At 75.9% G+C, this 22262-nt stretch carries 17 protein-coding genes and 4 pseudogenes; 14 read left to right on the plus strand and 7 right to left on the minus strand.

The features are described from left to right. Positions 1 to 14 precede the first annotated feature (14 nt). Positions 15 to 1322 (minus strand): glycosyltransferase 87 family protein, encoded by a 1308-nt coding sequence (locus ACIQVD_RS19580; protein WP_402290690.1) that lies wholly within the window; start codon positions 1320 to 1322, stop codon positions 15 to 17. Further along, the gene (gene mptB, locus ACIQVD_RS19585) at positions 1316 to 2815 is read right to left on the minus strand and encodes a polyprenol phosphomannose-dependent alpha 1,6 mannosyltransferase MptB (RefSeq protein ID WP_402290692.1); all 1500 of its coding nucleotides are present in this window, start codon (positions 2813 to 2815) and stop codon (positions 1316 to 1318) included. The genes ACIQVD_RS19580 and mptB overlap by 7 nt, the downstream gene beginning before the upstream one ends. A gap of 333 nt (positions 2816 to 3148) precedes the next feature. On the opposite strand from mptB, the pseudogene ACIQVD_RS19590 reads away from it, so the two are divergent. From ACIQVD_RS19590 to ACIQVD_RS19600, 3 genes and pseudogenes are all read left to right on the plus strand, one after another. Continuing rightward, positions 3149 to 3958: pseudogene (locus tag ACIQVD_RS19590) on the plus strand (GNAT family N-acetyltransferase); the annotation flags it as partial. Positions 3959 to 4131: 173 nt separating this feature from the next. Continuing rightward, the gene (locus tag ACIQVD_RS19595) at positions 4132 to 5148 is read left to right on the plus strand and encodes a lysophospholipid acyltransferase family protein (RefSeq protein ID WP_402290695.1); all 1017 of its coding nucleotides are present in this window, start codon (positions 4132 to 4134) and stop codon (positions 5146 to 5148) included. Between the two features lie 123 nt (positions 5149 to 5271). Continuing rightward, a complete protein-coding gene (locus ACIQVD_RS19600) occupies positions 5272 to 5538 on the plus strand; it encodes a metal-sensitive transcriptional regulator (RefSeq protein WP_100839192.1) in 267 nt (88 codons plus the stop codon). 152 nt (positions 5539 to 5690) lie between these two features. Here ACIQVD_RS19600 and ACIQVD_RS19605 read toward each other — a convergent pair whose 3' ends face one another. Together ACIQVD_RS19605 and ACIQVD_RS19610 are read right to left on the minus strand one after the other, a co-directional pair. Then, positions 5691 to 5957: a metal-sensitive transcriptional regulator gene (locus ACIQVD_RS19605; RefSeq protein WP_111552137.1), complete on the minus strand. Its 267-nt coding sequence runs from the start codon at positions 5955 to 5957 to the stop codon at positions 5691 to 5693. 203 nt (positions 5958 to 6160) lie between these two features. Continuing rightward, entirely contained in the window at positions 6161 to 7543 is a 1383-nt protein-coding gene (locus ACIQVD_RS19610; RefSeq protein ID WP_402290699.1) for a rhodanese-like domain-containing protein, read from the minus strand. 252 nt (positions 7544 to 7795) lie between these two features. Between ACIQVD_RS19610 and ACIQVD_RS19615 the strand changes: the two genes are divergently transcribed. The 4 genes and pseudogenes from ACIQVD_RS19615 (at position 7796) to ACIQVD_RS19630 (ending at position 10125) form a co-directional block, all read left to right on the plus strand. Further along, positions 7796 to 8221, plus strand: a complete 426-nt coding sequence (locus ACIQVD_RS19615) for a rhodanese-like domain-containing protein (protein WP_402290701.1) — start codon at positions 7796 to 7798, stop codon at positions 8219 to 8221. Then, positions 8218 to 8565, plus strand: a pseudogene (locus ACIQVD_RS19620) (TSUP family transporter); the annotation flags it as partial. The gene ACIQVD_RS19615 and the pseudogene ACIQVD_RS19620, both read left to right, overlap by 4 nt. A gap of 468 nt (positions 8566 to 9033) precedes the next feature. Continuing rightward, positions 9034 to 9387, plus strand: a pseudogene (locus ACIQVD_RS19625) (TSUP family transporter); the annotation flags it as partial. Positions 9388 to 9549: 162 nt separating this feature from the next. After that, entirely contained in the window at positions 9550 to 10125 is a 576-nt protein-coding gene (locus tag ACIQVD_RS19630) for a rhodanese-like domain-containing protein (protein WP_402290703.1), read from the plus strand. 69 nt (positions 10126 to 10194) lie between these two features. On the opposite strand, the gene ACIQVD_RS19635 is transcribed toward ACIQVD_RS19630, so the two are convergent. Continuing rightward, the gene (locus ACIQVD_RS19635; protein ID WP_400679842.1) at positions 10195 to 10437 is read right to left on the minus strand and encodes a hypothetical protein; all 243 of its coding nucleotides are present in this window, start codon (positions 10435 to 10437) and stop codon (positions 10195 to 10197) included. A 144-nt stretch (positions 10438 to 10581) separates the two neighbouring features. Beyond that, on the minus strand, positions 10582 to 11412 hold the full coding sequence (locus ACIQVD_RS19640; RefSeq protein WP_402290706.1) for a pentapeptide repeat-containing protein: 831 nt from the start codon (positions 11410 to 11412) through the stop codon (positions 10582 to 10584). A 399-nt stretch (positions 11413 to 11811) separates the two neighbouring features. Between ACIQVD_RS19640 and ACIQVD_RS19645 the strand changes: the two genes are divergently transcribed. Continuing rightward, on the plus strand, positions 11812 to 13587 hold the full coding sequence (locus ACIQVD_RS19645; protein ID WP_402290709.1) for a SpoIIE family protein phosphatase: 1776 nt from the start codon (positions 11812 to 11814) through the stop codon (positions 13585 to 13587). Between the two features lie 13 nt (positions 13588 to 13600). Here ACIQVD_RS19645 and ACIQVD_RS19650 read toward each other — a convergent pair whose 3' ends face one another. After that, positions 13601 to 14254 carry a TetR/AcrR family transcriptional regulator gene (locus ACIQVD_RS19650; RefSeq protein ID WP_402290712.1) on the minus strand — a complete coding sequence of 218 codons (654 nt, stop codon included), beginning with the start codon at positions 14252 to 14254 and terminating at the stop codon, positions 13601 to 13603. Between the two features lie 173 nt (positions 14255 to 14427). Between ACIQVD_RS19650 and ACIQVD_RS19655 the strand changes: the two genes are divergently transcribed. From ACIQVD_RS19655 to ACIQVD_RS19680, 6 genes and pseudogenes are all read left to right on the plus strand, one after another. Beyond that, positions 14428 to 16767, plus strand: a complete 2340-nt coding sequence (locus ACIQVD_RS19655; protein ID WP_402290714.1) for a glycoside hydrolase family 3 C-terminal domain-containing protein — start codon at positions 14428 to 14430, stop codon at positions 16765 to 16767. Positions 16768 to 16925: 158 nt separating this feature from the next. After that, positions 16926 to 18062, plus strand: a pseudogene (locus ACIQVD_RS19660) (glycosyltransferase family 4 protein); the annotation flags it as partial. A gap of 263 nt (positions 18063 to 18325) precedes the next feature. Further along, on the plus strand, positions 18326 to 19534 hold the full coding sequence (locus tag ACIQVD_RS19665; protein ID WP_402290717.1) for a glycosyltransferase: 1209 nt from the start codon (positions 18326 to 18328) through the stop codon (positions 19532 to 19534). 70 nt (positions 19535 to 19604) lie between these two features. After that, entirely contained in the window at positions 19605 to 20507 is a 903-nt protein-coding gene (locus ACIQVD_RS19670; RefSeq protein WP_402290720.1) for an SGNH/GDSL hydrolase family protein, read from the plus strand. 142 nt (positions 20508 to 20649) lie between these two features. Next, positions 20650 to 21213, plus strand: a complete 564-nt coding sequence (locus tag ACIQVD_RS19675) for a hypothetical protein (protein WP_400679826.1) — start codon at positions 20650 to 20652, stop codon at positions 21211 to 21213. A gap of 53 nt (positions 21214 to 21266) precedes the next feature. Further along, a protein-coding gene (locus tag ACIQVD_RS19680; RefSeq protein WP_402290723.1) for an IS5 family transposase occupies positions 21267 to 22147 on the plus strand; the annotation gives its coding sequence in 2 pieces (ribosomal slippage) (positions 21267 to 21588 and positions 21588 to 22147; 882 coding nt in all). Positions 22148 to 22262 lie beyond the last annotated feature (115 nt).

Here is a 22262-nt window from a genome sequence, read left to right on the forward strand (position 1 = left end):
GGGCGGGTCGGCGCTCATCGCCCGGCGGGGGCCGGGCGTTCCCTGAACGCGGGCGCGGGCGCGGACGTGCGGGCGGGGGTGGCGGTCCGCTCCGGTGGCTCCGGGGCTGCGGGGTCGTCCGGCTGCTCGGGGTGGTGGCGGATCGGCAGGGCGAGCAGCAGGCCGAGGGTGGTCAGGGCGTACGCGCTGCCGCCGAGGAGGGTGCCGAGGTCGCGGCCGTCGGGGTGCCAGAGCCAGACCATGCCGCTGGAGAGCACGAGGTGGAGCAGCCAGCAGAGGGCGGTCCGGGCGCGGCGGCGGCCCGGGCGGCGCGGGGCGGCACCCATAACGGCGTCGGGGTCGGGGGCGGGGTCGGCGAGGACGATCAGGGCGGGCAGCATCCAGACCAGGTGGTGCACCCAGGTGATCGGGCTGACCAGGCAGCAGGCGAGGCCGGTGAGGCTGTACGCGGCGAGGGTGTCGCGGGCCGCGGCGGCGCGGTGCAGGCGGTGCGCCCAGAGCGCGAGGACGGCCAGTGCGGCGACCGCCCACAGGGCGCGGCCGGGCAGGTGGGGGCCGAGGCGGGCGATCAGTCCCTGCAGGGACTGGTTGGACATGTTGGCGAAGCCGCCGACCCGGTCGGTGTCCCAGAGCGTGGCGGTCCAGAACCGGCGGGAGACCTCCGGGGCGATCAGGAAGCCCGCGCCGGTGGCGCCGAGCGCGGTGGCGGTGGCGGTCGCGGCGGCCCGCCACTGCCGGGTGAGCAGCAGGTGGACGATGAACAGCGCCGGGGTCAGTTTGATCGCGGCGGCCAGTCCGGTGCCGACCCCGGCGAGCAACCTCCAACGGCTCTGCGTGAATTGACGGTTCGTCAATTGGTGGTCGGCGAAGACCAGGGCGACCAGCAGCAGGTTCACCTGGCCGAAGCTGAAGGTGTCGCGGACGGGGTTGGTGAGCGCGCACAGGCAGGCCGCGAGGCCGAACGCGTACCAGCGGCACCAGCCCCGGCGGCGGGCGACCGGGTCGACGAGCCAGTACAGCAGCAGGGCGGTGGCGGCGGCGGACAGCGCGACGCCGACGGCGATCGCCGGGTGCCAGCCGAGCAGGCGCATCGGCAGCATGCAGACGGCGGCGAACGGCGGGTAGGTGAAGCCGTAGGGGGTGCCGGGCCGGACGTAGTCGTAGAGCTGCCCGGTGGCGGTCCAGTGGCGCACGGCGCCGTAGTACACGCCGGCGTCGAACCAGCCGCGGTGGCCCAGGATGACCGCCAGGACCAGGCCGGTGGCCAGGACCGCGACGGCGAGGACCGCGATCCTGGCGGTGGTGGTGCCGCGGGTCAGCACGCCGGCTGCCTCTCCTGGAAGGTGATCTGACGCTCCGTCAGCAGGACGGCGATCGCCCCGACGCCCAACCCCCCGGCGGCCAGCACCAACTCGGCCTGGTCCGGCCCGAAGCCGTCCGGCATGACGGCGAAAGCCAGTGCCGCGCAGGTGAGTTCGGCCGCCCGGCGGGCCCCGGCGGTGCGCGCGGCGAACGCGGCCGGGACGACGCACCACAGGGCGTACCAGGGCCGGAAGGCCGGTCCGAGCGCGACCAGGGCCCCGAACGCGAGCGCCAGGGCCGCCGCCGGTTCGCTCCCCCGCCGCACGACCCGTGCCGCCAGCAGGCCCAGCGCCACCGCCGCCCCGACCGCCCCGAGCAGCCGGGCCGCCCCGACCGGCCCCTCCGGCGCGACCCCCAGCAGGTCGGCGGCCAGTCGGCCCAGCGCGGTGCTCGGCGACCAACTGCTCGCGGTGGCCGGGGTGGTGAGAGCACCGACCCAGCCGTAGCCGGTACCGGCCGCGGCGGTGACGGCGGCCGTGGTCGCGGCGGCGGCCACCAGGACCGTCACGGCGCAGCGCGATCGGCGCCCCCGTCCGGGGGCGTCGTCCGGGCGGCCGGCGATCCACCAGGCGACCGGGAGGGCCAGCGCGGCGGGAGCCTTGACCAGGGCCGCGAGGGTGATCAGGACGGCGGCGAGGAGCGGGCGGCGGCGGGTGGCGGCGAGCAGTCCGGCGAGCATCAGGGCGAGCGGGACGGCGTCGTTGTGCGCCCCGGCGACCAGGTGCAGCAGGACCAGCGGGTTGAGCGCCCCCAGCCGCAGCGCGCCCGCCGGGTCGGTCCCGAGGGCCCGGGCCAGAGCCGGCAGCAGGGCGGTCAGCGCGACGACGGCCAGGACGGCGGACAGCCGCAGCAGCAGGGTCCCGGCGTACGGGTGGTCGGCGAGCGGGGCGGCGACCCGCGCCAGCAGCAGGAAGCCGGGGCCGTACGGCGCGGGGGTGTGCTGCCAGACCTGGGGCACCTGCTGGGCGACGGAGCCGCCGAGCACGGCGGGCCCGTCCGCGTAGACGTCGAACCCGCCCGCCAGCATGGCGCCCTGGGCGAGGTAGCTGTAGACGTCCCGGCTGAACAACGGCGGCAGGAGCAGCAGCGGGGCGGCCCACCAGCCCAGGGTGACCGCCAGCCAGCGGGTCCCGGACGGGCGGGCGGCGCGGCGGGCGGCACGGGTGGGGACGGCACGGGTGGGGACGGCGTCGGCGGGAAGAGCAGGAGCGGGAAGGGCCTCGGCGGGAAGGGCCGCGGCGGAGCGGCCGAGCAGGAGCCAGGCGGCGGTGAGGACGGCCAGGCCGGCGAAGACCAGGGTGGTGCCGGCGCCGCCGGAGGCTCGCAGGGTGGGGCCGGTGGTGGCGGCGGGTAGGGCGCCGGAGGTGAGTGCGCCGGCGGCGAGGACGAGCGAGCCCAGGAGGCCGAGCCACCGGTACCGGCTCGGGTAGGCGTTCGCGCCCGTGTTCGGCATGCCGGGAACGCTGGCAGAGCGGCGTGGCCCCGGCGGGAAGAGTCGGCGTCCGCCGGGTGGCCGGAGGGCGTCCGGCCGATGCCGTCCGCAGGCCGGGGCCGGTGCGGGGGCGCGGCGGTGCCGGAGGGGTCGAACCTGCCATTCAGCAGGTGCACATCTGGCCTCCCTCGGATGGCCACCTCAGTGCCGGGCGGGTCGGGGAGACATACGGAGGCCGCCCGCGGCCGGTACCGCCCGACCGGCGGTCCGGGTGCGAGCGCTCGTGTCGTTGCGTGTCGTCCCGTGCCGTCCGTCGCCACCCTATCGCGCCCCGAGATCCCGGAGAGTCCCGCCATGACCACCGCCCCCGCCCGCACCGGACAGGTCCACGTCCCCGTCCAGTCCTCCGCCCGGCTGTCGTCCGGCCGTCCGTCGGAGCCCCAACCGCCCTCGTACCAGCTGGTGTTCGCCCGGACCGCGGAGGACGTGGCGGCCGCGCAGCGGCTGCGCCACCGGGTCTTCGCGGACGAGCTGGGCGCGGTGCTCGACTCGCCGCTGCCCGGCCTGGACGTCGACCCGTTCGACGAGTTCTGCGACCACCTGCTGGTGCGCGAGCAGCCCACCGGCGAGGTGGTCGGCACGTACCGGCTGCTGCGGCCCGAACAGGCCCGCCGGGCGGGCCGGTTGTACTCCGACACCGAGTTCGACCTGGCCCGGCTCGGCGGGCTGCGCGAGGGCATGGTCGAGGTCGGGCGGTCCTGCATCGCCGCGGCGCACCGCGGCAACGGCGCGGTGATCAACCTGATGTGGGGCGGCATCGCCCGCTACATGACCGCCACCGGCAACGCCTGGCTGGCCGGCTGCTGCTCGATCCCGCTGGCCGACGGGGGCGCGACCGCCGCCGCGGTGTGGGACACCGTCTCGGCCAAGTACCTGGCCCCGCAGCAGTACCGGGTCACCCCGCTGCGCCCGTGGTCGGCGCAGGGCGTGGCCCGGGCCGACCGCACCCCGGTCCCGGCACTGCTGCGCGGCTACCTGCGGCTGGGGGCCTGGGTGTGCGGCGAGCCCGCGTACGACCCGGACTTCGACGTGGCGGACCTGTACGTGCTGCTGTCGCTGGAGCGCACCGACCCGCGCTACCTGCGGCACTTCCTGGCCGCGGCGGCGGACCTGCCGCTGTCCGCGATCACCGGCGGCCCGGCGGGGGCCGTCGCCGCCGACGCCCCCGCCGACGCCCTCGCCGACGGCGGAACCGCGCACGGCACCGCGCCGGGGGCCGGGCGCGGGGCGAGGAACGAGGCGGGGAGCGGCGTCGCGCGCGGAACGGCGACGGCGGCGTGAGCGCCTGGCTGCCGACCGCGCCGTGCACGCCCGGTGACTGCGTGACGGTCGCCGGGCCCCGGGCGGGGGTGGTGCGCCGGGTGCTGCGGCTGGCCGGGTGCCTGGCGGTGCTGGTCGCGGGGGTGCTGGCGGCCGTGCCGGTGCGCGCGCTGGCCTGGCTGCCGGCCGAACGGCTGGTGCGCTGGTGGTCGCGGCTGCTGCTGGCCGCGCTGGGCGTGCGGGTGCGGCCGATCGCCGCGCCGGGTCGGCCGGCCGGCGGTTCGCTGCTGGTCTCCAACCACGTCTCGTGGCTGGACGTCCTGCTGGTGGCGGCCGTCCGGCCGGGCCGGATGCTGGCCAAGACCGAGGTCGGCCGCTGGCCGGTGCTCGGCCCGCTGACCTCCTGGGGCGGCACCATCTTCATCGACCGGGACCGGCTGCGGGCGCTGCCCGGCACCGTCGAGGAGATCGCCGCGGCGCTGCGCCGCGGCGAGCGCGTGGTGGTCTTCCCGGAGGGCAGCACCTGGTGCGGGCGCGGCGGCGGGCGGTTCCGCCCGGCGCTGTTCGAGGCGGCGGTGCGCGCGGACGTGCCGGTGCAGCCGCTGACGCTGCGCTACCGGGGCGCGGACGGGCGGCCGAGCACCGCGCCGGCGTTCGTCGGCGAGGACGGGCTGCTGGCCTCGCTGTGGCGGGTGGTGTCGGTGCGGGGCCTGACCGCGGAGGTCGAGTTCCTGCCGCTGCTGCCGCCCGCGCTGTTCCCGGGCCGGCGGCAGCTCGCGGCGGCGGCCCAGCGGGTGGTCGACCGGCACCGCCACCCGGACGGGGCCCCGGCCGACGCGCCCGGCTGCGCGGCCTGCGTCCGCTCCGTCCCCGGCCCCGTCTCCATCCCCGTCTCCATCCCCGCCTCCGCTTCCGCCTCCGTCGAGCGGCCGATCGGTGTCCCGGGCACCACCGGGGCGGGGGCGGAGGCAGGGGCGGCGGGGGCGGTCGCCGTCGAGGCGGAGTCGGGGGTCGCGGTGGCGGCCGGGCGGTAACCGGGCAGGTCGGAGCCGGTCCGGCGGTTCGTGCACCCGCGGTGCCCGGGCGGTGGCCGGGACGGGACGGCGGGGTGTCTCCCGTATGATCGGGCGAGTTCAGAGAAGGCGAGGAGGTGCTCGATGCAGGTGGACGACGAGGCCGTCGGCGCGGTGCTGAACCGGCTGCGCCGGGCGCAGGGCCAGTTGACCGGTGTGATCGCGATGATCGAGGCCGGGCGCGACTGCAAGGACGTGGTCACCCAACTCGCCGCCGTCTCGCGCGCGTTGGACCGGGCCGGGTTCAAGATCCTCGCCAGCGGCATGCGCCAGTGCCTGGCCGAGGCGGAGGAGGGCGCCGCGCCGATGAGCGAGGCGGAACTCGAGAAGATGTTCCTGACTCTGGCCTGACCCTGGCCCGACCGGCCGGGCGCCGACCGCCACGCACCGCGCCGGAGCGCGGTGCGTCGTCGTACGCCTGTCGTACGCCCGTCGGCCGGCCTCCGTACCCGCACTCCTGCCCGTCCGGCCGCCCGTCCGCCCGGCCGTTCGACCGGCCGGGCTCAGGCGAGGGCGAGGAAGAGCTTCTCCAACTCGGCCTCGCTCATCGGGGCGGTACCCTCCTCCGCCTCGGCCAGGCACTGGCGCATGCCGCTGGCCACGATCTTGAACCCGGCGCGGTCCAGGGCCCTGGACACGGCGGCGAGTTGGGTGACCACGTCCTTGCAGTCGCGCCCGGCCTCGATCATCGCGATCACGCCTGCCAGTTGGCCCTGCGCCCGGCGCAGCCGGTTCAGCACCGCGCCGACGGCCTCGTCGTCCACCTGCATCGGGACTCCTCCTCGTCCTCGGCGGGCGGCCGTCCGCCGCCCGCCCCGGGTTCCGTGTCGCGGATCGGACGGTGCCGGTGCACCGGGACCCGCGCCGTGACGCTCTGCTCATACCCCCTCCCGTATCAACCTCACCGGTGGACGGCGCATTCCTCTTCCGGCCCGCCGGTGAACGGACCTCGCCCGGCCGCGCCCGGGGAACGTCAGCCCGCGTCGTTCCGGGCGGCGGCCCAGGCCGCGTAGCCGCCGAGCAGGTCGGAGGTCCGCAGGTGGCCGTGGTGGCGCAGCAGGCTGGCCGCGATCGAGGAGCGGTGGCCTCCGGCGCAGTGCACGACGACGGCGCGGTCCTGCGGTATCTCGGCCAGGCGGTGCGGGAGTTCGGCGAGCGGGAGGTGGACGGAGCCGGGGACGTGCCCCTGCGCGCGCTCGCCCTCGTCGCGGACGTCGACGACCAACGGCGGTTCGGCACCGGCGAGTTCGGCGCGCAGGTCGGCGACGGTGCGGCGCGGGGCCCGGCAGGTCAGGTCGGGGGCGGCGCGGAAGGCCCGTTCGGGGTCGGCGAGGTAGCCGGCGACGCGGTCGAAGCCGATCCGGGCGAGCCGGGTGACGATCTCCCGCTCGCGGTCCTCGGGGGCGATCACCAGCAGCGGCCAGACCGGGTCGAGGACGGTGCCGGACTGCTCGGCGAAGCGCCCGTCGGCGGGGACGTTGACGGACCCGGCGAGGTGCCCGGCGGCGAACGCCTGCGGGTCGCGGGCGTCGACCACGACGGCGCCGTCGGCCCGGCGGCCGAGGAACTCCCCCGCGTCCAGCGGGACGGCGAGCGCGGCGGCGTCGAACAGCTCGCGGTCGCGGCGGTTGAGGTCGGCGTCGTAGCCGAAGTAGCCGGGGGCGGTGGGCTGTCCGGCGGTGACGATGGCCACGAACGCGTCCTCGGTCATCGGCGCGCAGGCGTAGTTGGTGGCGCGCTGCTGCCCGATGGTGGACTGCCGCTCGGTGGACAGGTTCTTGCCGCAGGCCGAACCCGCGCCGTGCGCGGGGAAGACCCGGACCTCGTCCGGCAGGGACATCAGCTTGCGCTGGACGCTGTCGTACAGCATCCGGCCGAGCCGGTCGGCGGTGACACCGGCGGAGGCCAACAGGTCGGGGCGGCCGACGTCGCCGACGAACAGCGCGTCGCCGGTGAGCACCCCGTACGGGACGGCGTCGGCGGCGCGCTCGCGGACCAGGACGCTGATCGACTCGGGGGTGTGGCCGGGCGTTTCGAGGATCTCCAGGACGACCTCGCCGAGGCCGATCCGTTCGCCGTCGGCGAGCCCGCGGATCGGGTACTCGGTCTCGGCGCGTCGCCCGTAGCCGATCCAGGCGCCGGTGCGGTGGGCGAGTTCGAGGTGGCCGGAGAGGAAGTCGGCGTGGAAGTGGGTGTTGATGACGCCCTCGACGGTGAAGCCGCGGGCCTCGGCCTCCGCGAGGTACTCGTCCACGTCCCGGCGCGGGTCGACCACCACGGCGCGGCCGGTGGTCTCGTCCGCGATCAGGTAGGAAGCCTGGGAGAGGCAGTCGAGGTAGTACTGGGCGAAGAACACGGAGTCCTCTTCTCTGCGTGGGGTGGGTCTCCTGCGCCGGGCGGATACCGCGTCCGGGCCTGCGGACTTCGATACCCCTATGGGTATTCTTGCAGGCGGTTTCCCACCGACGGCCTGACCGGGTGATACGGGTGGGGGTATATGCTCGGGTCCAACGATATACCCCCGCCGGTATTTTCCCGAGGACGGCCCGCCGTCCGGGAACCCGTCGGAACACCCTCGCGCACCGCCCCGCCACCCCAGGAGGACACCGTGGCCCGGTCCCCCCAGCCGCCCGCGCCCGAGCAGATCGACCCCGCCGAGGCGCACCGCCTGGTCGCCGCGGGCGAGGCGCTGCTGCTCGACGTCCGCGAACCCGTGGAGCACGCCGAGGTGCACGCGCCCGGCGCGTTCCTCGTCCCGCTCGGCGACTTCGGCGACTTCGACGGCGATCTCGGAGGTGGCGGTGGCGATGGCGATGGCAGTGGCGGTGGCAGTGGCGTCGAGGCGGTCCGGGCCGCGGGTGGTGGGCGGCTGGTGCTGGCGGTGTGTCGGTCCGGCAACCGTTCGCAGCGGGCTGCCGAACTGCTGAACGCGCGCGGGGTGCCGACGGTGAACGTGGTCGGTGGGATGCGCGCCTGGCGGCAGGCCGGACTGCCCGCGCACCGGGACGGATGTCGCTGCGGCGGCGCGGCATGACCACCGTCCTGCTGGCGCTGGCCGCCGGAGCGGTGGTCGGCCTGGCGCTCGGCGGCCTCGGCGGCGGCGGCAGCATGCTGGCCGTCCCCGCGCTGATCTACCTGATCGGACTGACCCCCGGCACCGCGACCACCGCCAGCCTGCTGATCGTCGCCACGACCTCGCTCACCGCCCTGGTCGCCCATGCCCGGGCCGGACGCGTCCGCTGGCGCGAGGGGCTGCTGTTCGGCGCGGCCGGCCTCCCGCTCGCCACCCTCGGCGGCGCACTCTCCCGCCACCTGCCCGCCCCGGCCCTGACCAGCGCGTTCGCCCTGCTGGCCGGCCTGGCCGCCTGGCGGATGCTGGCGGGCGGACGGGGGACGACCGCCAGCGACAGCCTCGACGGCGGGACCCTCCCGAAGCCTGCACGGGCGCTGCCCGCCGCCCGCCGATCGGCGGCGGCCGCGGAGCTCGTGCCCGCCACCGCAACGGCCGCAGCCCCCACGGGGGTGCACCCCGAGCCCTTCCCGCCCTCGACGGTCTCCGAACCGGCAGCCCGAGCCCCGGACACCACGCGCGCGCCTGATAGCGCAGAGGCGGAGGCCGCCACCGCAACGGCGACGGTCCTCGCAGGGATGCACCCCGAGCCCTTCCCGCTCCCGACGGTCTCCGAACCGGCAGCCCGGACCCCGGACACCACGCGCACGCCCGGCAACGCCGAAGCAGAGGCCGCCACCGCAACAGCGGCGGCCCCCACCGGGACCGACCCCGCGCCGTGTCCGCGTCCGGCGGGCTCCGGGCCGACGGCGCGGGTTGCCGCGGGCGCGGCGCGGCGGGCTGCGTGCGCGGGGGCCGGGTTGGGGGCGGCGACCGGGGTGCTGGGGGTCGGGGGCGGGTTCCTGGCGGTGCCCGCGCTGGTGTCCTTCCTGGGCTTCCCGATGGCCGAGGCGGTCGGCACCAGCCTGCTGGTGATCACCCTCAACTCGCTGGCCGCGCTGCTGCCCCGGATCGGCGGGGCCGCCGAGGTGCCGTGGTCGACGGTCGGGCCGTTCGCCGCCGCAGCGGTCCTCGGTGCCTGGGACGGCAAGCGGCTCGCCGCGAAACTGTCCGGCCGCACGCTGCAACGGCTGTTCGCCGGTGCGCTGCTCGCCGTCGCCGCCCTGATGCTGGTGGACGCCGTGCTCTGACGCCGTGCTCTGACGCCGCGCTCCGGCACCCCGCGCCCGCCGCCCCCGTACGGCCGCGCGTCTCCCGCCCCGCCCACGCCTCCCCCTTGCCCCCTTGCCCCCTTGCCTCCCGGCCGTCCGTACACGCCGGGCCGTCTCCTCCCGAAGGGTTCACCCGTTCCGATGACCACGCCCCTGACCGTCGACCAGCTCCAGCCCCGCCTGCACCGGCTGACCGTGATCGACGTCCGTTCGCCCGGCGAGTTCGCCGGCGGCCACATCCCCGGTGCCCACAACGTGCCGCTCGACCGGCTGGCGGAGGCCGTGCCCGCGCTGCGGGCCGCCGCCGGGCGCGGCGAGCTGGTCGTCACCTGCGCGTCCGGCGCCCGCGCGCTGCACGCCTGCGAGCAGTTGGCGGCGGCCGACGTGCAGACGCTGCTCGTCGACGGCGGCACGGCCGCCTGGGCGGCCAACGGCGGGGCGCTGAACCGGGTGCCGGGCCGGCCGGTCCGCTGGGCGATGGATCGGCAGGTCCGGCTGGTGGCCGGTTCGCTGGTGCTGGCGGGCCTCGTCGTCGACGTCGCCGTCCCGGGGGTGCGGTGGGTATCGGCCGCGGTCGGCGGCGGCCTGCTGTTCTCGGCCGTCAGCAACACCTGCGCGATGGGCTCGCTGCTGGGCAGGCTCCCCTACAACCGCCCGCGCGACTCCGGTGCCGAGCTGGACGCGACGCTCGCCGCGCTGCGCGACGGCGGCAGGTGACGCGTCCGGACCACAACGGTCCGCCAGGTCCCGCCCCACCCGTCGGCGCGGCCACCGCCGAACGGCCGTTCAGCGTTCGGCGACGGCCGCGCCCTGGGGGCTGGACGTGGCGGTGGTGGCGGTCGGGGTGCAGGAAGCGGCGGGGGCTGCGGTGTTGTAGTGGCTGGCCAGCCAGAAGCCGGCCAGCAGGCCCGCCACGCCGAGCGTCTTGTGGCGGTTGCGCTTCCACCACGAGGGCGTGCCGGCGGCCATGAACCGCAGTTGGGTGAAGTCCGGATGCTCGCTGGGTGGTGCGTCCTTGAACATTCCCATCGCGGATGATCCTCCTCTCGCGTCGGGGAGTTCATGACCATACGCCCGGTTCCGCCCGGACCGCAGGCAATTAATCCCGATTCAGGGGTCCACGCGCGCCCCCGCGCGCCCCCTCCCGCGCTCTCCCCGTCCTCCCGGCGGGGCTCACCAGTGCGCGGGGTGGGCCAGCGCGGCGCCGACGCGGGTGGTGGAGTCGCCCTTGGCGGCGTTGAGTTGGGACTGGGTGAGGAACAGCGCCCCGGTCAGGTCGGCACCCCGCAGGTCGGCGTCGCGCAGGTCCGCGCCGATCAGGTCGGCGTCGCGCAGGTCCGCGCCGGACAGGTCGGCCGCGATCAGGTAGGCGCCGCGCAGGTTGGCCCCGCGCAGGTCCGCGCCGCGCAGGCGAGCCCCGATCAGGTCGGCGCCGCGGTGGTTGCGCTTCTTTCCGGGCAGCGCGTTCCGGGTCAACTCGCTCGCCTTCAGCAGGAGTTCGCTGGTCTCGGCCCGGATCGCGGGCACGTCGGCGGCGAGCAGTGCGGCGGCGTCCCGCCCGGTCAGCTGCTCGATCCCGTCGAGCGCCCGACGCAGTTCGGGGTGCACCGGCCGGGCTTTCGGCAGCTCCAGCGCCTCGGTCAAGTACCAGAGCAGTTCTTGGAGTTGGCGCATCACCGGGAAGGTCTCGAACACCTGCCGGGCGGTGTCCGGGTCCTCGCGCCAGCTGCGTCCACCGAAGGTGTGCTGAGAGAGCTTCTGCCCGGCGCCGAAGCAGTCGAACACCGTGCAGCCCTGGTAGCCGCGCCCGCGCAGCTCGGTGTGGATGCCGCAGCGGTAGTCGGCCTGGAGGTTGCGGCAGGGCGTGCCCGCGTTCTTGTTCGCCGCGAAGTCCGCGGACTTGGCGAAGGGCAGGGCGACGCAGCACAGGCCGAAGCAGGCGGAGCAGTCGGCGAGCAGGTCGAGTCGACGGCCGGTCGGGGCGGGGTGCTGCTGGTCGGTCACGGTACGGGTTCTCCTGCGGCGGGGGATCGAACGGTCCATTCTCCCTGCCCGGCCGACCGCCCACCGCCACGGGTGCCGCGGCCGACCGCGACGGGTACCGCAGTCACCGGGACACGCCGCGGGCTCGGACGCCGCCGAGCGCCCCCGGGCGGGCCGCATCCGTCGGCAGGGCGGTCCGAATCCGTCGGAGAACGGTGAGGAGAACGGTCGAGCCCGGCGAAAACCCCGCCCCGACGGATGCCCGCACCGTGTCGGGTTCGGATCCGGGCGGGTTCGCCGAGTAGGGTGCGGTCCCCGGGTGCGGATCACCCGGGAGGCGGGACACCGGGCCGCGCGGTACGACAGCGCGCCGGGCCCGCCGACGGCTCCACGGGGGACGTGGCGAGGGAGGGATCACGGGTGCGGCCCGAGTCGGCGGGCGACAGCTCGACGGATTCGCTGCTCACGACCGCCTCCGCGGCCCTGCGGGTGGACCGCGACGCGCTGACCGGCGCCCTGCTCGGGCAGCTGCCCGTGGCGGTGGCGGTGCTCGACACGGAGCTGCGCTGGCGCTACCTGAACACGACGTTCCAGCAGGTCACCGGCGTGTCGCCGACGGCCATCCTGGGCCGGGCCGCCGACCGGCCGGACCCTGCCGTCCCGCGCGTCCTGGCCGACGGGCGACCGCGTTCGGGCACCTTCGCCGGGCGGCCCGCCGACTTCCGCCGGCTGGAGGTCGGCGGCGCGCCGACCGGAGTGCTGGTCGTCCTGCCGGGCGGCGCCGACGCCCACCGGGCCGAGCTCGAACGCGTCCGGGCCCGGTTCGCCCTGCTGGAGGCCGGTTCGGAACGGATCGGCACCACCCTCGACCCGGACACCACCTGCGCGGAACTCGCCGCGTTCGCCGTCCCCGGCTTCGCCACCCTCGCCCTGGTCGACGTCCTGCCGCTCGACACGCCCGACAGCGCCGCACCCGGCACCGCCGCCCCCGGCACCGCCGCGCCACGCCCGGACGCCGACCCGAAGCGGGGACGAGAGCGGGACCAGGAACGGGACCAGGAACAGGAGCAGAAACAGGAGCGGGACCGGTCGCGGCTGCGTTTGCGGCGGGCCGCCGCCGCCGGCGGCCCGGCCCGGCCCGGCGCGCCGCCGCCCGCCCCGGTCGGCGGGGCGGTGCGGCACCGGCCCGGCTCGGTGGCCGCCCGGGCGCTCGCCGAGGGCCGTCCGGTGGCCGCCAACCTGCTGTCCGGCGAGGAGCTGGCGGCGCTGGTCCCGGACGGGGCCGCCCTGTCCGCCTGCCGGAGTGCCGGAGTGGACTGCCTGCTCGCCGTCCCGCTGATCGCCCGCGGCCGTCCGATCGGCGTGCTCACCCTGGCGCGGGCGCACGGCAGTTCGCTCGGGTTCACCGACGAGGACACCGAGCTGCTCGCCACGATCGCCGGGCGCGCCGCGCTCACCCTCGACCACGCCCGGCGCTACGCCCGCTCGCAGGACACCGCCCTGGAACTCCAGCGGGCGCTGCTCGCCGAACCCGGCAGCCCGCACCCCAACCTCGAACTCGCCTCCCGCTACCTGCCGTCCGGGATCGCCTCGGTGGTCGGCGGCGACTGGTACGAGACGGTGCGGCTGCCGTTCGGGCGGACGCTGCTGGCCATGGGCGACGTGATGGGGCACGGCGTGGAGGCCGCCGTCGACATGAGCAACTACCGTTCCACGCTGCGCTACGTCGCCGCGATGGACCTGCCGCCGCACCGCATCCTGCGCCAGCTCGACGCGCTGATCGCCGAGCAGGAGAACGCCCGCCCCGCGACCTGCGTGCTGGCCCTCGCCGACCCGGCCCGCGCCCGCTGGACCCTCGCCAGCGCCGGGCACCTGCCGCCCGCCCTGCTCACCCCGCACGCCACCGAGCTGATCGAGGTGCCGACCGGCCCGCCGCTGGGCACCGGCGTCGGCGGCTACGAGCAGACCGTCGTCGAGCTGCGCGCCGACCACGCCCTGCTGCTCTACACCGACGGCCTGGTCGAACGGCGCGGCGAGGACATCGACGTCTCGCTCGCCCGCCTCTCCGCGCTCCGCCTCCCCGCCGACGGCCCCCTCGACTCCCTGCTCGACGGCACCCTCGCCGCCCTGGCTCCGGACGCCGCCGAGGACGACATCGCCCTGCTGGCGGCCCGGGTCCGCCACCGGCCGTCCTGACCAGGGGCGGGCGTCACCGTCCCAACAGGCGCCAGAAGTACGAGAGTTGCTCGGCCATGTCGATCTCGGGATCGTACTGCCACTGCATCTGCAACCCGTCGATGAGCGCGAAGACCAGCACCGCGAGGCGGTCCGCGTCGATGCCCGCGGGCAGTTCCCCGGCGGCCTGGCTCGCCCGGATCGCTTCGGCGCCGCCCGCCCGGACGTCGCGGTAGCGGTCGCGGAAGTAGGCGTGGGCGGGGTGGTCGGGTTCGACGGCCTCGGCGGAGAGCCGCGAGAACAGCTGGACCAGGCCCGAGACTTCGGCGTTGTGCCGCTGGAGCGCGGCGAGCGCCCCTACCAGGTCGGGCGGGAACCCGGCGTCCTCCGGGCCGCTCCCGCCGTCCTCGCCGTTTCCACCGCCCGCGCCGCTCCCGTCGGCCCTGCCGCTCGCCCCGGTGGCCGCCCGCAGGTCGACCAGGTCGCGGCGGCGCAGGATCTCGACGAAGAGCTGTTCCTTGCTGCCGAAGTAGTGCAGCAGACCGGTCTGGCTGAGGCCGACGGCCTGGGCCAGTTCGCGCACGGTGGCGCGGCTGTAGCCGACCCGGGCGACGATCTCCAGCGCGGTGTCGAGGATCTCCTCGCGCTTGGCGATGCCCTTCGCGTAGGAGCCACGTGGTCGAGCCATGCGGACGACTCTACGCCACCGTCCGCCACGGGAAGTGACCTGGTCGCGGTGCTTGTGACACGAAAACCGAATGTCGTACTGTTTTTGTGTTCGGCAGGGTGGCCGACCGTCCCCGGCAGTGCCCGGGCCGCCGCCCCGCCCCGGCGCGCCCCGCACTCCCCGAGGAGACCCCCGTGACCGCTCTCGGCCCCACCGACCCCGTCGGCTCCACTGACTCCACCGGCCCCAGCGACCCCAATGGCTCGACCGGCCCCGCCGACCTCGCCGCCGCGTCGGCGGACCTCTCGCTCGCGGAGCGCGCCGCGCTCGGCAGCGGGGCGGGCTTCTGGACCACCAAGGCCGTCGGCCCCGTCCCGGCCCTCACCCTGACCGACGGACCGCACGGCGTACGGCTCCAGGACGACCGGGCCGGGGAGAGCGACCACCTGGGCCTCGCGGCCAGCCGCCCGGCGACCTGCTTCCCGCCCGCCGTCGGCCTCGGCCAGAGCTGGGACGCCGAACTGGTCGCCGAGGTCGGCCGGGCGCTGGGCACGGAGGGCCGGGCGCTGGGCGTGGACGTGCTGCTCGGCCCGGGCGTGAACATCAAGCGGGACCCGCGCTGCGGCCGCAACTTCGAGTACTACTCGGAGGACCCCCGGCTCACCGGCACCCTCGCCAGCGCCTGGGTGCGCGGCCTCCAGAGCACCGGCGTCGGCGCCTCGCTCAAGCACTTCGCCGCCAACAACACCGAGCACGACCGGATGCGCTCCAGCTCCGACGTCGCCGCCCGCCCGCTGCGCGAGGTCTACCTGCGGGCGTTCCAGCAGGTCGTCCAGCAGGCGCAGCCGTGGACGGTGATGTGCGCGTACAACCGGATCAACGGCACCTACGCGGCCGAGAACCGCTGGCTGCTCACCGAGGTGCTGCGCGGCGAGTGGGGCTTCAACGGGGCGGTGGTCAGCGACTGGGGCGCCGTCCAGGACCGGGTCGCCTCGGTGGCCGCCGGGCTCGACCTGGAGATGCCCGGCACCGGCGGCACCACCGACGCCCAGGTGGTCGCGGCCGTCGAGGCCGGCGCACTGGACGCCGACGCGGTCGCCGCGGCCGCCGCCCGGACGGTCGCGCTGGCCGCCCGGGCCCTGGCCGGACGCGCCCTGCCGGTCGGTCCGTTCGACCCGGACGCGCACCACGCGCTGGCCCGCCGGGTCGCCGCGCACTGCGTCGTGCTGCTCAAGAACGACCCCGTCGACGGTGCGCCCGTGCTGCCGCTCACCGCCGGGCGTCCGCTCGCCGTGCTCGGCGCGTTCGCCACCGAGCCGCGCTACCAGGGCGGCGGCAGCTCGCACGTGAACCCGACCCGGCTCGACGTCCCGCTGGCGGAGATCCGCGCCCTGGCCGGGGCGGCCGAGGTGGTCCACGCGCCGGGCTTCACCACCGACGGCACCGGCGACGCCGCCGCGCTGCGGGCCGAGGCGGTCGCGGTGGCCGCCGCCGCCGACACCGCGGTGCTCTTCCTCGGGCTGGCCGCCCACCAGGAGTCCGAGGGCTTCGACCGCGAGCACATCGAACTTCCTTCCGAGCAGCTGGAGTTGCTGGCCGAGGTGGTCCGCGTCCAGCCGCGCACGGCGGTGGTCCTCAGCCACGGCGGCGTGCTGCGGCTGGCCCCCGTCACCGCCGCCCCCGCCCTGCTGGACGGCGCGCTGCTCGGCCAGGCGGCCGGCGGCGCCCTCGCCGACGTGCTGTTCGGCCGGGTCAACCCGTCCGGCCGGCTCACCGAGACCGTCCCCGTCCGGCTCCAGGACACCCCCGCCTACCTGGACTTCCCCGGCGAGCACGGCCACGTCGCCTACGGCGAGGGCCTGTTCGTCGGCTACCGCTGGTACGACGCCCGGGACATCGCGGTCACCTTCCCGTTCGGGCACGGCCTGTCCTACACCGAATTCAGCTACCACGGGCTGGAGTTGGCCGCCGACGCGGAGGGCATCCGGGCGTCCGTCACGGTCACCAACACCGGCGGGCGGGCCGGGCGCGAGGTCGTCCAGTTCTACGTCGCCAAGCCCGGCTCGGCCGTGGTCCGCCCGCCGCGCGAGCTCAAGGGCCACGCCACCATCACCCTGGAGCCCGGCGCGAGCGGGCGCGTCGAGGTCCTGCTGCCGCGCGCCGACCTGGCGTACTGGGACACCCGGGCCGGGCGCTGGATCGTCGAGGGCGGCGGGTACGAGGTGCTGGCCGCCGCGTCCAGCCGCGACCCGCGGGCCACCAGCAGCATCGAACTCGCCGGGGACGAACTGGAGTTGCCGCTGACGCTGGACTCCACGCTCGGCGAGGTGATGGCCCTGCCCGGCGCGGCCGAGACGCTCGGCGCCCTGCTGCCGCTCCCCCAGGGCGCCGGCGGCAACGGGGCCGGCGGCGGCCTGGGCGTCGACCTGGCCCGGATGATGGCCTCCGTCCCCGTCCGCCGCCTGGTCAGCTTCGCCGGCGGCGCGGTCACCACGGCCGACCTGGAACGCCTGCTGGCCCACCTCCAGTCCTGACCTCGGGTCCACCCCCCCGTCCCATTGGCCGCGCGGGCCGGGGCCGGGGGCCGCCCGGCCCCGGCATTCACACACCCGTGCGGAAATGGCGGCAGACGTTCGTCTGCGCGAAAGATCCCTTTGGCTGCCCGCACGCCCGGGTTGGCAACAACGTTGGCATGCGAGTCGCCATCGTCACCGAGTCCTTCCCGCCCGAGGTCAACGGCGTGGCCCACAGCGTGCTGAGGGCTGCCGAGCACCTCGTCCGGCGGGGCCACCAGCCCCTGGTGATCACCCCCGCCCCGGCCCGGGGCGCGCACTGCCCGCCGCAGTCCTTCGGCCCGGACCGGGAGCCGCTGCCGGTGGTGCGCGTCCCGTCCGTGCCGCTGCCCCGCTACCCTCAGGTGCGCATCGCCCTGCCCAGCCGCAGGCTGGCCGCCGCGCTGACCGCCCACCAGCCGGACGTGGTGCACCTGGCCAGCCCGTTCATCCTCGGCGCCCGGGCCGCCCGGCTCACCGAGCGGCTGGACCTGCCGACCGTGGCGGTGTACCAGACCGACCTGGCGGGGTACGCGCAGGCGTACCGGATGGGCCGGGGCATCGGCTCGGCGATCGCCTGGGCGCGGATCCGCTCCGTGCACCGGGCCGCCGCCCGCACCCTGGCGCCGTCGACCCCGGCCGCGCAGGACCTGACGGCGCACGGGGTGCGCCAGGTCCGGATCTGGGCGCGCGGCGTGGACTCGGCGCGCTTCCACCCGGAGCACCGCGACGAGGCGCTGCGCCGTGCGCTGGCCCCCGGCGGCGAGGTGCTGGTGGGGTACGTCGGGCGGCTCGCCCCGGAGAAGCGGGTCGACCTGCTGGCGGAGGCGGCCCGGCTGCCCGGCGTGCGGGTGGTGGTGATCGGGGACGGCCCGAGCGCACCGGTGTTGCGGGCCGCGATGCCCGGCGCGGTGTTCCTGGGACGCCGTACGGGGGCCGAACTCGCCCGCTGCTTCGCCTCGTTGGACCTGTTCGTGCACACCGGCCCGCTGGAGACCTTCTGCCAGACCATCCAGGAGGCGATGGCCAGCGGCGTACCGGTGGTCGCCCCGGCGGTCGGCGGCCCGCTCGACCTGGTCGGCCACCGGCGCACCGGGCTGCTGGTCGCCCCGCGCGACGCGGGTGCCGTCGCCCGTGCCGTCGCCGACCTCGCCGCCTCGGCCGAACTGCGCGCCCGGTACGGCGCGGCGGGCCGGGCCGAGGTCACCGGCCGGACCTGGGAGGCGGTCGGCGACCAGCTGATCCGGCACTACGAGGAGGTGCTCGCCGCGCACCGTGACCGCGTCCGGAACCTCCACTCCGACCTCGACCTCGACCTCCACCCCGACCTCGACCGCGACCCCGACCTCGACCTCGACCGGAACGCCGCACCCGCCGCCGCCCTCGCTCCCGTTCCCGCCCCCTCCCCGGTGGCCGCCGCCCCCGTGGCCGAACCGGCCGCGCAGCCGCTCCTGGGCGGCGTCCCGGCACCCCGCCGCCCCGACGGCCCCCTTCCCACCCCCACCTCCCCCGCTCCGCTCTCGGTCGAGGAGCAGCCCGCGTGAACCGTGAAACGGCCCGTCCGGACGGCGGGTTGTGCATCGTCCGGGTGGCGAACTTCGTCACCCCGGTCTCGGGCGGGCTGCGGACCGCGCTGCGCCACCTCGGGGCCGGGTACCTGGCGGCGGGCCACCGGCCCGTGCTGGTGGTGCCGGGGCCGGTCCGCACCGACGAGTGGACCGAGCAGGGGCGGGTGATCACCCTGCCCGGTCCGCGCGTCCCGGGCACCGGTGGCTACCGGGTGCTCTACGGCAGGAAGCAACTGTCCGCGCTGCTGGAGGAGTTGGCGCCGGACCGGCTGGAGGTCTCGGACCGCACCACGCTGCGCTGGACGGGCGGGTGGGCGCGGGCGCACGGGGTGCGCTCGATGATGGTCTCGCACGAGAGCGCCACCGGGGTGCTCGGCGCGTGGGGGGTTCCGCCCGGCACCGCGCGGCGGCTCGCGGACCGGCTCAACTCCCGTACCGCGCAGGGCTATGACACGGTGCTGTGCACCACGGCGTGGGCGGCCGAGGAGTTCGAGCGGATCGGCGCCGGGAACGTCGAGCGGGCACCGCTGGGGGTGGACCTGGAGGTGATGCGGCCCGAGTGCCACGACCCTTCGCTGCGGGCGGAGTTGGCCGATCCGCAGCAGGTGCTGCTGGTGATGTGCTCGCGGCTGTCGGGCGAGAAGCGGCCCGAGCGGGCGCTGGAGGCGCTGGCCGAGTTGCGCCGCCGGCACCGCGTCCCGGCCGTGCTCGCGGTCGCGGGGACGGGTCCGCTGCGCGGCCGGTTGGAACGCCGGGCGGCCGAACTGCGGCTGCCGGTCAGGTTCCTGGGCCACCTCGCGGCACGCTCCGAGGTGGCGGCCCTGCTGGCCACGGCGGACGCGGTGATCGCGCCCGGCCCGGTGGAAACCTTCGGCCTGGCCGCCCTGGAGACGCTGGCCTGCGGCACCCCCGTCGCGGTCAGCCGGTCCTCGGCCCTGCCCCGGGTGGTCGGCCGGGCCGGACTCGCGGCGGCCGACACGGGGGCCGGATTCGCCCTCGCGCTACGGGAGTTGCTGGACCGCCCGGAGGCGGAACGGCGGGCCGCCGCCCGCGCCCGGGCGGAGGAGTTCAGCTGGGAGGCCGCCACCGCCGCCTTCCTCGCCGCCCACCGGGCACCCGCCACCGCCCGGCGCCCCGGCCCGCCACCGGCTCCGTCCCCTTCCGCCAGCACGGCCGGGTGACACAGCCCGCCCCCGACCACCTTCACCCGCACCAGGGTTCAGCCACCTTCCCAGCCCCCGGAGGGACGTGATGACGGTTCGATTCGCTGCGCTCGGCGACTCCCTGACCGAGGGGGTCGGCGATCCGGTACCGGGCGGGTGGCGGGGCTGGGCGGCCCTGCTCGCGCCCGCCCTGTCGCCGGACCCCGTCGAGTTCCGCAACCTGGCCAACAGCGGCGCGCTCAGCCTCGACCTGTTGGTCTCCCAACTGCCCGCGGCGCTCACCCTGCGTCCCCGGTACGCGGCGGTGCTGGTCGGCGGCAACGACACCCTGCGGTCCTCCTTCGACCTTGAGTCGACGGCCCGCCGGTTCGCCTCCGCCCTCTCCTCGCTGACCGCGATCGGGGCGCTCCCGCTGACCGCCTGCCTGCCCGACCCGGGGCGGCTGCTGGGGCTGCCCGCCCCGCTGGCCCGACCGCTGGCCCGGCGGATGCGGGGCGTCAACGCGGTGGTGCACGCGCTGTCCGCGCACTACGGGGCCGCCCACCTGCACCTCGCGGACCTGCCCTGGACGCGGCAGCGGGAGCTACTGAGCGTGGACCGGCTGCACCCGAGCGCCGCCGGGCACCAGCTGATCGCCCGGGAGTTCCACGCCCTGCTCGCCGCCGCCGGCCACCCGGTCGGCACGGCACCCGCCCACCTGCCGGTGACGGCCCCCGGCCCCGGGGCCGACCTGTGGTGGATGGCCACCCGGGGCACCCGCTGGGTGGCGGCCCGCTCGACCGACCTCCTCCCGGGCCTGCTCACCCTGGCCGCCACGGAGACCCGCCACCTCCTGCGCGGCTCCGCCCGCCACCTCGACCACACCGCGGCCCGCACCGCCACCGCGATCACCGCCCGTCTGACCACCTCCCCGACACCGGCGCCCGCGCCCGCACCTTCCCTCTCCCCCTCTCGCTCCCGCACGCCGACAGGCGCCCCCGCCAACGGCTAGGGTGTGTTCTGAAAGTGCTGGTCACAGCCACTCGTTGATGGCTGCGACCAGCACGGTCCCGGCGTCGCGATGGCTCCGTGTCACGAGCCCGGCCCGCAAAAAGAACGCGACAGCGTGCGCGGGCCTGGCAATGATGGCAGCCATGACGGATGGAACTGGACCTGAGCCGCTGGGCCTGTGCATCGTGGCCAACATCGCCCCGGAGACCGGCCAGGGCGAAGGCGGGCTGGAGATTCGCCAGGGGCATCGGCACTTCGTGGCGGGGGCGAAGGTGTGGGTCGCGCCGCCGGGCTGGGGCGACGGCGGTGAAAGCGTCATCGTGGCCGGACGCCACCGGGGGAACAGCCGTCGTTACGCGCGAATCGTGATCAGGAGGCGGTTCCTCGTGAACTTCCGGGTCCGCGCCGTCTACAGTCCGGCGCTGGTAAGGGCGTTGACAGCGGCGGAGCCCGGTAAGGAGAAGGAGTCCGCCGCCCGCTTCCTGTGGTCTCCGGAAGAGGCGGAGAGCCGGGCGCGCTCCTGGAACACTCCGAAGTTGGAGGCGCAGCTAGACGGCCGGTCCATTTGGACCCGTCTGGTGACCGATCCTCCGCCCATGGAGCTGCACCTCGACGGTGTCACCTACTACCTGGCTCATTTCAACGCCAACCGGGCTCGCTACTCATCCGAGCCGCCACCGGTGGAGCCGTCTCCGACGACCGGCTGAAGGAGGCAGCCCGCTCCCAGAAGTGGATCAAGGTCATGCGATGATCACCTTCCATGGCCCGGGGAGATCTGACGGCCGCCCAGTGGGCAGTGCTGGAACCGCTGCTACCGCAGGGCGTCAAGCCCGGCCGGCCTCCGTTGCGCACCAAGCGACAGCTGATCAACGGTACACGGCTCCGCACCCGCATCCGCACCCGCATTCCGTGGGGGGACCTGTCGGTGCGCTACGGGCCATGGGGGGCGGTATGCGGGCCGTTCCGTCGCTGGCAGCGTGACGGCACATGGCACCGGGTCCTCGAACAGCTTCAGGCCCGGGCCGATGCGAAGGGCCTGATCGCCTGGGACATCTCCGTAGACTCCACGATCGTTCGCGCAACCGGCATGCAGCCGGTGCGCGCAAAAAGGGGAACCTGCAGGTCGAGTCGCCCGGTGGTGCCTTCACCGAGCCCGGCGACCATGGGCTCGGACGTTCCCGCGGCGGACTGACTTCCAAGAACCACCTGGCCGTCGGGCAGGCCCAGAAGCCTATGTCGCTCGTGATCACCGCCGGACAGCGCGGCGACTCCCCGCAGTTCCAGGTCGTCCTGGACCGAATCCGCCTGCCGCGCCTGGGCCTGGGACGCCCGCGTGCACGGCCGCACAGGGTCCGCGCCGACAAGGCGTACGGGGCCCGCGCGAACCGCGTCCACCTGCGAAGACGCCACGTCTATTGCACGATCCTCGAGAAGCGGGACCAGATCGCGAACCGCAGGAAACGTGGTTCCCACGGCGGGCGGCCACCGAAGTTCGACAAGGACGGCTACAAGGAGCGCCACGCGGTGGAGTGCGGGACCAGCCGCCTCAAGCGCCACCGAGCGGTCGCCACAAGGTACGACAAACTCGCCGTTCGCTACGAAGCGACCGTGCTGGTCGCAGCCATCAACGAGTGGCTGTGACCAGCACTTTCAAAACACGCCCTAGGCCGCTCACCCTCCCCTCGCACCAGCCGTCCGAAGGAGGTCGTACGCCCCCGACGTCCCGCCAACTCGCGTCTTCACCCCGTCACTTGAC

The sequence above is a fragment of the Kitasatospora sp. NPDC090308 genome (assembly GCF_044769485.1).
In the GTDB taxonomy this organism is placed as follows: Bacteria; Actinomycetota; Actinomycetes; order Streptomycetales; family Streptomycetaceae; genus Kitasatospora; species Kitasatospora fiedleri.